This is a genomic window from Streptomyces sp. NPDC042201, assembly GCF_055582185.1.
Map to the genome: position 1 here is coordinate 190172 of NZ_JBVJDS010000002.1, position 12389 is coordinate 202560.

Annotated in this window: 14 protein-coding genes; 10 read left to right on the forward strand and 4 right to left on the reverse strand. The window is 70.9% G+C overall.

What is annotated here, in order from left to right; genetic code table 11:
• The first annotated feature begins 56 nt into the window (after positions 1–56).
• The 3 genes from ACZ6MZ_RS04715 to ACZ6MZ_RS04725 all read left to right on the forward strand — a co-directional run bounded on the left by ACZ6MZ_RS04715 (position 57) and on the right by ACZ6MZ_RS04725 (position 1244).
• Positions 57–383, forward strand: a complete 327-nt coding sequence (locus tag ACZ6MZ_RS04715; RefSeq protein WP_384193636.1) for a hypothetical protein — start codon at positions 57–59, stop codon at positions 381–383.
• Positions 384–555: 172 nt separating this feature from the next.
• Positions 556–924 (forward strand): WhiB family transcriptional regulator, encoded by a 369-nt coding sequence (locus ACZ6MZ_RS04720; protein ID WP_384193638.1) that lies wholly within the window; start codon positions 556–558, stop codon positions 922–924.
• Positions 921–1244: a hypothetical protein gene (locus tag ACZ6MZ_RS04725; protein ID WP_384193641.1), complete on the forward strand. Its 324-nt coding sequence runs from the start codon at positions 921–923 to the stop codon at positions 1242–1244. The genes ACZ6MZ_RS04720 and ACZ6MZ_RS04725 overlap by 4 nt, the downstream gene beginning before the upstream one ends.
• Before the next feature lie 123 nt (positions 1245–1367).
• Here ACZ6MZ_RS04725 and ACZ6MZ_RS04730 read toward each other — a convergent pair whose 3' ends face one another.
• Positions 1368–2756: an ABC1 kinase family protein gene (locus ACZ6MZ_RS04730; protein WP_469349814.1), complete on the reverse strand. Its 1389-nt coding sequence runs from the start codon at positions 2754–2756 to the stop codon at positions 1368–1370.
• A 42-nt stretch (positions 2757–2798) separates the two neighbouring features.
• Complete coding sequence (locus ACZ6MZ_RS04735) at positions 2799–3950, reverse strand: TOMM precursor leader peptide-binding protein (protein ID WP_469349816.1); 1152 nt, start codon at positions 3948–3950, stop codon at positions 2799–2801.
• Between the two features lie 202 nt (positions 3951–4152).
• Here ACZ6MZ_RS04735 and ACZ6MZ_RS04740 point away from each other — a divergent pair, with 202 nt between their 5' ends.
• From ACZ6MZ_RS04740 to ACZ6MZ_RS04755, 4 genes are all read left to right on the forward strand, one after another.
• On the forward strand, positions 4153–4776 hold the full coding sequence (locus ACZ6MZ_RS04740; RefSeq protein WP_384193649.1) for a M48 metallopeptidase family protein: 624 nt from the start codon (positions 4153–4155) through the stop codon (positions 4774–4776).
• Positions 4777–4928: 152 nt separating this feature from the next.
• The gene (locus ACZ6MZ_RS04745; RefSeq protein ID WP_469349818.1) at positions 4929–6536 is read left to right on the forward strand and encodes a TerD family protein; all 1608 of its coding nucleotides are present in this window, start codon (positions 4929–4931) and stop codon (positions 6534–6536) included.
• 13 nt (positions 6537–6549) lie between these two features.
• Positions 6550–7230, forward strand: a complete 681-nt coding sequence (locus tag ACZ6MZ_RS04750; protein WP_384193654.1) for an AIM24 family protein — start codon at positions 6550–6552, stop codon at positions 7228–7230.
• A gap of 19 nt (positions 7231–7249) precedes the next feature.
• Entirely contained in the window at positions 7250–8014 is a 765-nt protein-coding gene (locus ACZ6MZ_RS04755; RefSeq protein ID WP_384193656.1) for an AIM24 family protein, read from the forward strand.
• A gap of 77 nt (positions 8015–8091) precedes the next feature.
• Here the strand turns inward: ACZ6MZ_RS04755 and ACZ6MZ_RS04760 are convergent, their stop codons facing one another.
• Both ACZ6MZ_RS04760 and ACZ6MZ_RS04765 read right to left on the reverse strand, forming a co-directional pair.
• Positions 8092–8619 carry an NUDIX hydrolase gene (locus ACZ6MZ_RS04760; RefSeq protein ID WP_469349820.1) on the reverse strand — a complete coding sequence of 176 codons (528 nt, stop codon included), beginning with the start codon at positions 8617–8619 and terminating at the stop codon, positions 8092–8094.
• Complete coding sequence (locus ACZ6MZ_RS04765) at positions 8616–10082, reverse strand: zinc-dependent metalloprotease (protein WP_384336396.1); 1467 nt, start codon at positions 10080–10082, stop codon at positions 8616–8618. The genes ACZ6MZ_RS04760 and ACZ6MZ_RS04765 overlap by 4 nt, the downstream gene beginning before the upstream one ends.
• A 307-nt stretch (positions 10083–10389) precedes the next feature.
• On the opposite strand from ACZ6MZ_RS04765, the gene ACZ6MZ_RS04770 reads away from it, so the two are divergent.
• The 3 genes from ACZ6MZ_RS04770 to ACZ6MZ_RS04780 all read left to right on the forward strand — a co-directional run bounded on the left by ACZ6MZ_RS04770 (position 10390) and on the right by ACZ6MZ_RS04780 (position 12345).
• The gene (locus ACZ6MZ_RS04770; protein WP_384183958.1) at positions 10390–11502 is read left to right on the forward strand and encodes an SDR family oxidoreductase; all 1113 of its coding nucleotides are present in this window, start codon (positions 10390–10392) and stop codon (positions 11500–11502) included.
• A gap of 93 nt (positions 11503–11595) precedes the next feature.
• Positions 11596–12054 carry a molybdenum cofactor biosynthesis protein MoaE gene (locus ACZ6MZ_RS04775; protein WP_469349822.1) on the forward strand — a complete coding sequence of 153 codons (459 nt, stop codon included), beginning with the start codon at positions 11596–11598 and terminating at the stop codon, positions 12052–12054.
• Positions 12055–12174: 120 nt separating this feature from the next.
• Complete coding sequence (locus ACZ6MZ_RS04780) at positions 12175–12345, forward strand: hypothetical protein (protein ID WP_384183964.1); 171 nt, start codon at positions 12175–12177, stop codon at positions 12343–12345.
• Positions 12346–12389: the final 44 nt, after the last annotated feature.

Genomic DNA, 12389 nt, shown 5'->3' on the forward strand with positions numbered 1-12389 from the left:
GAACGTGCGACCGGCCCCCGGGCCGGTCCTTGAGACGCCGAGAGGAGGCGATTCCAGTGATCAGCATCAACACCAGCTTCATCAGCCCGGCCAAAATGACCGATCCCTCGGTCGTCTCCGCCTGCTCGCTCGGCTTCTCCGGTTCCGAACTCATTGCCATCGGTATGTCCGGCGCCTGCGCCGCGCGTCCCACCGGTCTGTCGGGTCTGCCCGTCCGGCCGCGCAATGAGCGACCGACCAAGGCGCTGGGAGCGGCAGTAGCAGGCGCAGAGGCGAAGGCCTATGCCTTCGCGGCGGCCAGTGCCGAAACCAAGAAGCAGACGACGCAGCATCACAAGATGTGGGCCTTCCGTGGGCTCGAACCCTGGAGTGATCCAGCCTGATCGAAGATCAGGCCGGCGCCTTCAGGGCCGCGGAACCCCACCCGGGATCCGCGGCCCTTCTGTTTTTCCCGAACGGGAGAGACGGAGCGAAGGGGCCTCGGGACAGGTAACACCCGGTACCAGCCGACAACCGGCCAACAGGCCGGACCGACCAGACGAGGAACGACACCCCGTGCAACTCGAAGCGCACGCCCCGTCCGTACCGACTTCCGAAACGATCCCCCCGCCCGGTCTCACGGAGGACTCCACCTTGACCCCGCTCACTGCGCTCACCGCGCTCGATGACGCCATCGAGAACCTCGGCGTACCCGTTCCCTGCCGTGCCTACGACCCGGAGGTCTTCTTCGCCGAGTCCCCGGCCGATGTCGAGCACGCCAAGTCGCTCTGCCGCACCTGCCCGCTGGTCGAGGCCTGCCTCGCCGGCGCCAAGGAGCGGCGCGAGCCGTGGGGTGTCTGGGGCGGCGAGCTCTTCGTCCAGGGCGTGGTCGTTGCCCGCAAGCGGCCGCGTGGCCGTCCGCGCAAGAACCCGGTCGCGGCATGAACGCGTCCGGAACCATCGACCGTCCCTTTACGCACGATCCCCAGAAGCAGGCTCCGATGACCTCTTCCACGAGCGAGCCCTCGGGCTCCGCCACCCCAGTTGTCAGCACCACCGGCGCGAACGACTCGCGTCAGAACAGGACCCGCGAGATGCAACTCATCCCAGAAGCCCTGGCTCGCGCGCATATGGACGAACGAATGCGTGAAGTCGACGCGGAACGCCGGGCCGTGCGCCTGGTCGCCGCTCGGCGGATGCAGCGCCGCGCCGAGCGCGTGTCGATGCGCGCCCGCCGCGCGCTGGCCGTGGCCGTCATGCAGTAGGCGAACCCAGCCAGTTCGGTATCACTGAGCGGGGGCCGGTCCCGAGAGACCGGCCCCCGCGTTGCGTTGTCCCCGCCCCCGCCCCCGCCCCCCTGCCCCGCCCCTCGTCGTCGGACTGCTCGGTCAGGCTCCGGCCTCGACCGCTTCTTCCTCGTCGTACTGCTCCGGCAGGAATCCGGGCAGCCAGTCCTCCAGCTCGTCCCGGAGCCGTACGGTCGCGTTCAGCTGGCAGAGCACGCCGATGGTGCTCAGCGTGACGCGGTGTATCAGCAGATACGACGGCGGCAGATTCAGCTGCTTGCCCAACTGATTGGCGGGGGAGCGCGGATCGGCGACCCGCGCCGCCTGATTGCGCATCCAGCTCCGGGTGAAGGTGAACTCCTCCGCTGCCGCCGGCTCGATGATCGGCTGCAGATAGTCCAGCACCGCGTCCGGGTCGAGATCTATGGACTCCTTGACGAATCCCTCCTCGCGCAGCAGGTCGTACACCGACTCGGCGTCGCTCTCCAGCGTCATCCGCAGCGCCTCGCCGATGGTGCCTGGCAGCCCTCCCGGCAGCCGGTCCACCGTGCCGAAGTCCAGCACCCCGAGCCGGAATTCGCCCTCCACCCCGTCATCGTCCTCATCGGTCTCCACGGGCGGCAGCAGCCGGAAATTGCCCGGATGCGGATCCGCGTGCAGCAGTCCCGTACGCGCGGGGCCCGAAAAGAGGAACCGTGCCAGCAGCTGCCCCGCCCGGTCGCGCTGCTCGGGTGTGCCGTTGTTGATCACTTCCGCCAGCGGTATGCCGTCGATCCACTCCGTCACCAGCACCTGGTCGCTCTGGTGCACCACATCCGGCACCACCACATCCGGGTCGTCCGCGAACTCCGCCGCGTGTTCCCGCTGGGCCTGAGCCTCCAGGGCGTAGTCCAGCTCCTCGGAGACGCGGTCGCGAAGCTCGGTGATCAGCGGCTTGATGTCCATCCCCGGCACCAGGGGCCCCAACAACCTGGCGAACCGGCTCAGCTGTGACAAATCCGACAGCAGCGCCTCCCCGGCGCCCGGATACTGCACCTTGACCGCGACCTCGCGCCCGTCGTGCCAGATCGCCCGGTGCACCTGGCCGATCGACGCGGCGGCCGCGGGCTTGTCCTCGAACTCGACGAACAGCTCACGCCAGTCCTCGCCCAACCGCTCGGTCAGCACCGCGTGCACCGTGCGGGTCGGCATGGGCGGGGCCGCCTCCTGGAGCTTGGTGAGCGCCGCCCGGTAGGGCCCGGCGATCTCCTCGGGCAGCGCGGACTCGAAGACGGACAGCGCCTGCCCGAACTTCATCGCGCCGCCCTTGAGCTCCCCGAGCACCTTGAAGAGCTGGTCGGCCGTGCGCTGTTGCAGTTCCCGGGAGACGATCTCCGCGGACCTCCCGCCGATCCGCTTGCCCAGGCCCCAGGTGGCCCGTCCGGCGAAGCCCAGCGGCAGCGCGGCCAACTTCGCGGTACGGGTGACCGCCTTCCGGGGAAGATCAGACATTACGCCCCTCCTAATCCCAGACAGCCATGCCGCGTAGGCCGGCTACCCCGCCATTGTGTCGTGCGGTGCCCCCGCCGCGGCGATGCGCTCCCCCTCTCTTTTCCCGGCCGCCCCACAGGGACAGTCCGGATGGGGCACGATCCGCTCCGAGCGCCAGTCGAGCAGTGGCAGTGACACCTCCCATCGTGCACCCGTGCCGGCGGGCAGCTCACCGTCCAGGAACGACAGGGCATGGGCCGCCGCCAGGCCCGCCACCGTCGTGGCCAGCCCCAGATCGCAGGCCGGTACGGCGGCCGCCCTGCGGCGCCCCGACCCCCACTGCGCCAGCATCCGGGGCCACCCCGGATCGCGGTCCGCCCGCCCCCGCGCCAGACAGCCCGCGCAGGCCGTGCCACCGGGCAGCACCAGCGGCCCGACCAGACCTGTGCCCTCGATCACACCCGCATAGAGATGAGGAGTCCCCGTGGCGATCCAGGGCTCGGCCGCCGCCGGATCGGGGGCGTAGGCCGCGAGGCCGTCCCGCGGGGCGACGACGACCAGGGAGAGGGGCGGCTCACCCTCGCCGCGGGACTCCGCGAGCTCCGCCGCCCTCGGTGCCCGTCCGGGCGCGGACCGCCGGACCAGCTGCCGGGCCGCCACATCCCGGCGCTCGCCGACGGACCCCGCGGGCAGGCCGCCGGGGGCCACATCCCACTCCTGCGCGCACCCGCCGTCCAGCACATCGAGGCGCCCGACCCCGGAGGCCGCGAGCACCGAGGCGACAGCCGCCCCGACCCGTCCGGCTCCCCGGACCTGGACCCGCATCGCCCGCCGCGCCGCCAGGCGCCGTATCCCCGCGCCCGGCTCCGGATGGACGACGGAGAGCGACGCGAGATCGGGCCGCATCCGGTCGAGGTCCCCCGCCCGGTTCCGTAACGCGTCGGCCGCCCGGCCGCCCGCGTCCGAGTCGTCGATCACCCCCGCCGCGGTCAGCCGCTCCACCAGCGAATCGGCCCGGCCGTCCGGCAGTCCCATCGCGCGGGCCTCCTCCCGCAGCAGCGGCAGCCCCCGCGTCCCGTCGAGCAGCTCCAGAAAGCTGCCCGTGGCGGTGTCGACCGGGCCGACCAGCACCGCGTGCGCGGGGGTGACCCCGAACTGCACCGTCTGCCGCTCCCGCCAGGCGTGCCGCAGCGCGGGCTTCACCATCGGATGCATATCGGCCTCCCCGTTGATCTTTTCTTGGTTCGCTGATCTCGCTGTTTCGCGTTCTCAGAATGCAAGGCGGCGGCCGGGGGCGCGGAAAGTTATCCACAGCTGTGGGCATTAGTCGTTCAAATGGCGCATGCCACGGAGTGGATCAAGATCGAACGGTCCCGGCGGCGGGACTTCGCCCGCACGCAGCGGGTAACGTCGGGGCGTGTCCGCCGATCCTTCCCCTCGCCTCGCGGGGGAGACCCCATCGAACAGCGCCGGAAGCGCGGAGCGCGGCGTGGCGAGCCGCCCGCCGCGCGGCCCGGGGACGAGCGCTGTCGAGGTCCGCAGGAGCACCCGCCGCAGCAGAACGGTCTCGGCGTACCGCGAGGGCGACAGGACCATCGTGCTCATCCCCGCCCGGATGTCCGAGGCGGAGGAGCGGCGCTGGGTGTCGGTGATGCTCGACAAGCTCGCAGCCCAGGAGAGCAAGCGTGTCCTCGGCGACACCGAGCTGACCGAGCGGGCCGAGCGGCTGTCCGACCAGTTCTTCGCCGGCCGGGCGAGGCCCGCCTCCGTCCGCTGGGTGACCAATCAGAACACCCGCTGGGGCTCCTGCACCCCCGCCGAGGGCAGCATCCGGCTGTCGCACCGGCTGCAGGGCATGCCGGAGTACGTCGTCGACTACGTGCTCGTCCATGAGCTGGCGCATCTGCTGGTGCCGGGGCACGGGCCCCGGTTCTGGCGGCTGCTGGAGGCGTATCCCCGCACCGAGCGCGCCCGCGGCTATCTCGAAGGCGTCGTCGCGGCCGAGCGACTGCCGCATCTGCCCCTCGTGCCCGGTGAATGACCTATTCCGCATGAGCGCGTGACACCTGTTGAGGCCGGGAACGGTGATTCGGCGATCCTGTACCGAATGTGTACCGGCTTGGCTCAATGTCGCACCCAGCCGTTAGCCTGACGCGACTCAGTCATATTCGGGATGGGGGACGGTCGTTACGTATGGCCAGGGAATTCCAACGCGGCCACAAGGCCAAGATCAGTGATCTCACGCCGGGAACAGATCTGTACGTAGGTGTGCAGATCGCCGCTCCCGGGCTGAGCTTCGACATCAGCTGTTTCGGACTCGACGCCAACGAGCAGCTCTCGGACGACCGCTATTTCATCTTCTTCAATCAGCCGAAGTCGCCCGAGGAATCCGTCCAGCTGCTGGGCGCGCAGGCCGGGGACACCGAGTCCTTCCGGGTGACCCTGGACCGCATCCCGGCCACCATCCACAAGCTCTCGTTCACCGCCACCATCGACGGCGCGGGCCAGATGTCGCACGTCGGTCCCGGATACATCCGCATCGTCGCGGGCGGCGAGGAAGTCGTCCGATACGCCTTCAACGGCTCGGAGTTCACCACCGAGCGTGCGGTCATGCTCGGCGACTTCTATCTGAAGGACGTATGGCGCTTCGCCGCCATCGGCCAGGGCTTCGACGGCGGTCTGGACGCGCTGCTCAAGAACTTCGGCGGCGAGGTCGCCGAGGAGGAGCCGGCCGCGCCCCAGCCGCAGGCCGGTGGCCAGGTACCGTCCTTCGCCCCGCCCGCGCAGAGTTCCGCCCCTGCCCCGGCCTTCGGCGCCCCGGCCGCCCCGCAGGCACCACAGCCTCCGCAGCCCGCGCCGTCCTTCGGCGCTCCTGCCGGACCTCCCGCCCCCGCCCCGGCGCCCCAGCCGATGCACGTCGCGCCGACCATCGCGGCGCCCATGACCCCGCCGGGCGGCATGGTGCCGCCGCCGGCCGCGCCGGCCCCGTACGGACAGCCGCCGCAGTTCGGCCAGGTCCCCGGGCAGGTCCCGCCGCCCGCCGCGCCGTCTCCGTACGGACAGCCCGCGGCGCCCTCCCCGTTCGGTCAGCAGCCGCCCGGTCCTCCTCAAGGCGTCCCTCAGGGCGTCCCGCCGGGCGGCGCCGGGCTCCAGGCGGCCCTTCAGCCGTACAAGGAACTGCCCACCGGCCAGCGCTGGACCCCGCAGAACGGCCAGCTCATGCGGGTGGACCTCGGCATGGGCGGCACACCGGTCCTCGCCCGCCAGGGCAGCATGGTGATGTACCAGGGCAAGGTCGACTTCGGCTACAAGGGCGCCGGTTTCTCGGGCCGTATCGTCGGCAACGCCACGGGCCAGGAGATGCAGCTGATGCGCTGCACCGGCCGTGGACAGGTGTTCCTCGCCGAAGAGGGCGCGCATCTGCATCCCGTCGAGCTTCAGGGTGACGGCATCTGCGTCTCCGCGGAGAACGTCCTCGCCTTCGACGAGAGCCTTCAGTACGAGGTCCGCCGTATCGAGGGCCACGGCATCCCCGGCGGGGCTCTGTTCACCATGCAGTTCCAGGGCACCGGCACCGTCGTCGTGAAGACCCACGGCACCCCGGTGGTCCTGCCCGTCACGCCGACGACCTTCGCCGACTGCAATGCCGTCGTCGCCTGGTCGTCCGCGTCCCAGGTGATCCTCTCCAGCCAGGTCAGGCTGCGCCGTAACGCGTACCCCGGCCACAGCGGAGAGACCGTCAACCTGCAGTTCCGGGGAGCCCCCGGCAACTTCATCGTCGTCCAGCCGTACGAGGTCTGAGGGAGCCCGGACAATGAACCAGCAGCTCGCGGGCTTCGCCCCCACGCCCATCGCGGCCCGGATGGAGAATCACGGCCGCTCCATGCTGAAGGTCGCGATGGCCTCCGGCCAGGACCTCTTCGCACGCACCGGCTCGATGATCGCCTATGAGGGCTTCATCCAGTACGAGCCGAACCCGCCCGCCATCCGTCAGGTCGCCTCCCAGTGGGCGACCGGCGAGGGCACCCCGCTCATGAAGTGCGCCGGGGACGGTCTGCTCTACCTCGCCGACTACGGCGCGGATGTCGTCGTGATCAACCTCAACAACGACGCGCTCTCGGTCAACGGCACCAATCTGCTGGCCTTCGACGCGCACCTCCAGTGGGGCGTCGAGCGGGTGAAGGGCCTGGCCAAGTTCGCCGGCCAGGGCCTGTGGAACGTACAGATCTCCGGGACCGGCTGGGTCGCCGTGACCTCCCGCGGCACACCGATCGTCGTCGACTGCGGCCGCGGCGAGGACGAGACCTACGTCGATCCTGACGCCCTCGTCGCCTGGTCCCCGGACCTCAAGGTGAAGGGCAAGCGCAGCTTCAAAGCCTCCTCGCTGATCGGACGGGGCAGCGGAGAGGCCTTCCAGATGGCCTTCTCGGGCCAGGGCATCGTCGTCGTACAGCCCAGCGAGGACAGCACCGACCGCCTGCGGATCCGGCGCTGAGGGGAAGCGGGAACACACCATGCAGAGTCCACTTTTCGCATACACGGAACAGCAGTCCCAGGAGCGGTACGCGGTACAGAACCCGCAGCTGCTGCGGGTCGCGCTCACCGGCCAGGACGACGTCCTCGCGCGCAAGGGCGCGATGGTCGCCTACCAGGGCCTGATCGACTTCGACGGTGAGTACCAGTCGGGGAACCAGCGGCGGGCCCGGGCGCGCACCGGTGAGGGCCTGGAGCTGATGCGCTGCTCCGGGCAGGGCACGGTCTATCTGGCCAACCTCGCCCAGTACATCCATGTCGTGGAGGTCGACCACGACGGCATGACGGTGGACAGCGCCTATGTCCTGGCGCTCGACTCCACGCTGCACACCGAAGTCATCGCGGTGGACAGCCAGTACGGCATCTCCGGCTCCGGCAAGTACCAGCTGAACATCTCCGGCCGGGGCAAGGTCGCCCTGATGACCTCGGGCCAGCCGCTGATGATGCAGGTCACCCCGGACAAGTACGTCAACGCCGACGCGGACGCCGTGGTCGCCTGGTCCTCCGCGCTGCGGGTGCAGATGCAGGCACAGACGCACTCCTCGGGCATACGGCGGCGGCGTGGCACCACCGGGGAGGGCTGGGAACTCAGCTTCCTCGGGCAGGGCTTCGCGCTCGTCCAGCCCAGCGAGGTCATGCCGCCGCAGCACGCGGAGATCGGTCAGGGCCTGGGGGCGCAGTTCGGCGTCGGCCAGCAGGGCGCGCACGGCCAGAACCAGAACAACGCCTGGAGCGGGGGCGGCTGATCAGCCCAGAGGGGGCGGCCTCCACGGAGGCCGCCCCCTCTCTCAGCCGAAGTCGCAGGAGCAGGAGCAGCCGCTGCTCAGCCGCGCAGCGCGGCGCGCGTACGCTCCACCAGCCGTACCACCGAGCCGTCGGCCACCTCCGCCGCCTCGTCGTAGGAGAACCAGCGCAGATCGAGTGACTCGTCGCTGATCGCCTCGACCGCCCCGGCCGGCGCCAGCGCCGCGTACTGGACATCGAGATGCCAGTGGCAGGGGGCCGGAATGGCATGCCGGTCCAGCTGTACGGGACCGCCCGGCAGCAGCGTCAGGCCCGGGATCCCCGACTCCTCCGTGGCCTCCCGCAGCGCCGCCCGCTCCAGCGAGCTGTCACCGGGCTCGCAGTGGCCGCCCATCTGCAGCCACATGGAGAGCTTCTTGTGCAGGGTCAGCAGGACACGGCCGCGCTCCGGATCGATCACCAGCGCGCTCGCCGTCAGATGCCCCGCCTCACAGGCCTTCCACATCCCGTCCGGGCGGGCGGCCAGATGGTCCAGATAGAGCCCGCGCAGCTCTTCCTGGTCCTCGTAGCTCTTCAGTACGAGGACCGCGTCGTCGTGCAGGCTCACTTGTCGGTGTCGTCCTTGCCCTGGTCCTCGCCGTCGCCCTTGCCGTCGTCCTTCCGGAGGTTCGGCTTGGTGCCGGCCGAACCACCCGCTGCCTCGCCGAGCATCTTGTCGAGCTCGGAGAAGTCCGCCTGCTCGTGGTGGACGAAGCCGTCCGGGTCGTCGAGGTCGGAAGCCGTCGGCAGCATGTCGGGGTGCTCCCACAGGGCGTCGCGTCCGTCGACCCCGCGCGCGTCGGTGAGCGAGGCCCACAGCCGCGCGGCGTCCCGCAGCCTGCGCGGACGCAGCTGAAGGCCGATGAGGGTGGCGAAGGTCTGCTCGGCGGGGCCACCGGAGGCCCGGCGCCTGCGCAGCGTCTCGCGCAGCGCGTCCGCGCCCGTGAGCCTGGTCCTGGCGGCCTCGTGCACCACCGCGTCCACCCAGCCCTCGACCAGCGCGAGTGCCGTTTCGAGCCGGGCGAGCGCCGCCTTCTGCTCCGCGGTGTCCTCCGGCTGGAACATGCCCTGCTGGAGCGCTTCCTGCAGCTCCTCGGGGTGGCTGGGGTCGAACTGGCCGACGACGTCCTCCAGCTTGGAGGTGTCGACCTTGATCCCGCGCGCATAGCCCTCGACCGCGCCGAACATGTGCGACCGCAGCCACGGCACATGGGCGAAGAGCCGCTGGTGGGCGGCCTCGCGCAGGGCCAGATACAGCCGGATCTCGTCCTTGGGCAGCCCGAGGTCCTTGCTGAACGTCTCGATGTTCAGCGGCAGCAGCGCGGCCTTGCCGGCCGGGCCCAGCGGCAGTCCGATGTCGGTCGAGCCGACCACCTCACCCGCCAGCACACCCACGGCCTGCCCGATCTGCTGGCCGAACATGGCGCCGCCCATGGAGCGCATCATGCCGATCAGCGGACCCGCCACGGACTGCATCTCCTCGGGCAGCACATCGGCCATGGCCGTGCCCACCCGCTCCGCCACCGGGTCGACGAGCTGCTGCCACGCGGGCAGGGTCGCCTCGACCCACTCGGCGCGGCTCCACGCCACCGACGTGTTCGCGCCGGAGGGCAGTGAGGTCACACCGTCCAGCCACACATCGGCCAGCCGGACCGCCTCATCGACCGCGGCACGCTCGGCGGGGCCCACGCTCGCGTCCTTGGTGCCGTCGGACGTGCCCTGGGCGACCGTCTGGCGGGCGATCTGCTTGGCCATGTCCCAGTTCACGGGACCGCCCTCGTAACTGAGCATCTGGCCCAGCTGCTGGAAGGCCGCCCCCAGGTCGTTGGGGTTCAGCGAGCCGAACATCGCGGCGAACGGGTTGTCCCCGCCGCCCCCGCCGCCGCCCGGCAGCCCGAATCCCGCGAAGGGATTGCCAGGACCGCCCTGGCCGCCCGCACCCTGACCACCTCCGGCAGGGTCCTTCTTCTTGCCGTCGCCGTCGTCCGGCTCCTCCGGCGGAAGGCCGAATCCGAATGGAGTGTCACTCACGGGGTTCCTCGGCTCGTAGGGCCGCCGGCTTCCTGCCGGCGGCGGCTGCCCGACTACACCACCCAGCCTAAGCGGCACGGGGCCGGCGAGGGTCGTGTCGCGGGTCGTGGACCGTGCCCGGCTGTGGCGCCCGGACCCTCCTTCGACCTGCGCCGTCACCCGCCCGGGCCGGCCGGACGCGGCCCCGACACCCGGGCGGCTTCCGGGCTCGATGCTCCGTCGGCCGATGGCCTGCGGCAGGATGGACGTCACCTGGTGCGTACGCGCCTTACACGTACGTACTGAAGACAACCGCTGGAGACGCCCGGTGAGTTCCCCAGATCCGCAGGTTCGCGCAGCGCGAAACCGCTCAACCCCGACCCCGTCCCGCGGCCCCGTCGTCGCAATCACCGGCGCCGCCTCCGGCGTCGGTGACCTGCTCACCCGGCGCCTGGCCGCGTCCGAGGAGATCAAGCAGGTCATCGCCATCGACGAGCGCCGAGGAGAGGTCTCCGAGGCGCAGTGGCACATCCTCGACGTCCGCGATCCGGCCATCGCGGAGAAGTTGCGCGGCGCGGACGTCGTGGTACATCTGGCGCTCGATCTCGACCTGGAGACCGACGCCGCCGCCCGAACGGCGTACAACGTGCGCGGCACCCAGACCGTGCTCACGGCGGCCGCCGCCGCGGGCGTCCACCGGGTGGTGCTGTGCACCTCGGCCATGGTCTACGGCGCGCTTCCCGACAACGACATCCCGCTCTCCGAGGACGCCGAGCTGCGCGCGACGGCCGAGGCCACCGGCGTCGGCGATCTGCTGGAGATCGAGCGCCTGGGCCGCCGCGCGCCCCGCGCGCACCCCGGGCTCAATGTGACGGTCGTACGGCCCGCCGTGCTCGTCGGCGGTACAGACACCGCCCTCACCCGCTACTTCGAGTCGCCGCGGCTGCTCGTCGTCGCCGGATCCCGCCCCACCTGGCAGTTCTGTCATGTCGAAGACCTGGTCAGCGCGCTGGAGTACGCCGCGCTCGAAAAGGTGGACGGGGAGTTCGCGGTCGGCTGCGACGGCTGGCTGGAGCAGGAGGAGGTCGAGGAGCTGAGCTCCATCCGCCGGATGGAACTGCCCTCCGCGGTGGCTCTGGGGGCCGCTGCCCGGCTGCACAGGATCGGCCTCACCCCCTCGCCGGCCGGTGATCTCGCCTACACCATGCATCCCTGGGTGGTCAGCGTCAGCCGGCTGCACGACGCGGGCTGGCGGCCGCAGTGGACCAACGAGGAGGTCCTCACCGCTCTCCTGGCGGAGGTGGAGGGCCGGCACACCGTCGCGGGCCGCCGGCTCGGCCGCAAGGACGCCACCGCGGCGGGCGCGGCGGGCGCCACCGTGGCGCTGCTCGGTACGGCCGCGCTGGTACGGCGGGCCCGCAAGGCGCGGCGCCGCCTCTAGGCCGGACCGGACCTGGAACGCTCCGAGGCGGCACGCCCCTCCTGGTGAAAGCGTTGTTCCGCGATGCCGGTGCCGTACGGCACGATGGACCGCATGGCGAGCATGCGTTCCCACCCGGGCGAGCAGACGGCGCAGGACCCCATCCGGCTGCTGGCGATCCGCGACACCCCGCTGACGGTCGACGAGGTCTTCCGTGCGGTCGGGGACGACGCGGCGGGCGGCACCGCTCTCTTCGTCGGCACGGTGCGTAACCACGACGGGGGTGCGGATGTCGACACCCTCGGCTACTCCAGCCACCCGTCGGCCGAGGCCGAGCTGCGCCGCGTCGCGGAGAAGGTCGTCGCCGGCCATCCGGTGCGCGCCCTGGCGGCCGTCCACCGTGTGGGTGATCTGGCGGTCGGAGATCTGGCGGTCGTGGTCGCGGTCTCCTGTCCGCACCGGGCGGAGGCGTTCGACGCCTGCCGTCAGCTGATCGACGACCTCAAGCACGAGGTCCCGATCTGGAAGCACCAGAAATTCTCCGACGGCACCGAGGAGTGGGTCGGCGCGTAGCGCCTCCCGAGGGGTGGTGCGCGGCGTCGCCGATTTGCGTAACTGCCCCCCGGCCAGCAGCGTTGGTCTCGCAGATGGCTCATCTGCTGATCGGTCAGTTGCTGTGAGTTGGAGGTCAAAATGGCCGCACTCGCCTGGTTGTTGATTCCGCTGTTCGCCGCGATAGGCGCGGCGATATGGGGGAGCTGGGTCCAGAGAAACCGCACCATAGGTGACATAGCCGAGCTCAACGGCTACACCCGCTTCCGTGACGCCATGGAGAAGGCGGACTCCGGTTCGGACGCCGCCTGACGCGGCCGCCGACCGTACGCAGTCGCTACGCCCGCCCGCACGGA

What these genes read in the sequence shown, in the direction of transcription:
- ACZ6MZ_RS04725 (WP_384193641.1), top strand. Translation starts at nt 921, where the DNA reads ATGAACGCGTCCGGAACCATCGACCGTCCCTTTACGCACGATCCCCAG.
- ACZ6MZ_RS04730 (WP_469349814.1), bottom strand. Translation starts at nt 2,756, where the DNA reads ATGTCTGATCTTCCCCGGAAGGCGGTCACCCGTACCGCGAAGTTGGCC.
- ACZ6MZ_RS04735 (WP_469349816.1), bottom strand. Translation starts at nt 3,950, where the DNA reads ATGCATCCGATGGTGAAGCCCGCGCTGCGGCACGCCTGGCGGGAGCGG.
- ACZ6MZ_RS04745 (WP_469349818.1), top strand. Translation starts at nt 4,929, where the DNA reads ATGGCCAGGGAATTCCAACGCGGCCACAAGGCCAAGATCAGTGATCTC.
- ACZ6MZ_RS04750 (WP_384193654.1), top strand. Translation starts at nt 6,550, where the DNA reads ATGAACCAGCAGCTCGCGGGCTTCGCCCCCACGCCCATCGCGGCCCGG.
- ACZ6MZ_RS04755 (WP_384193656.1), top strand. Translation starts at nt 7,250, where the DNA reads ATGCAGAGTCCACTTTTCGCATACACGGAACAGCAGTCCCAGGAGCGG.
- ACZ6MZ_RS04775 (WP_469349822.1), top strand. Translation starts at nt 11,596, where the DNA reads ATGGCGAGCATGCGTTCCCACCCGGGCGAGCAGACGGCGCAGGACCCC.
- ACZ6MZ_RS04780 (WP_384183964.1), top strand. Translation starts at nt 12,175, where the DNA reads ATGGCCGCACTCGCCTGGTTGTTGATTCCGCTGTTCGCCGCGATAGGC.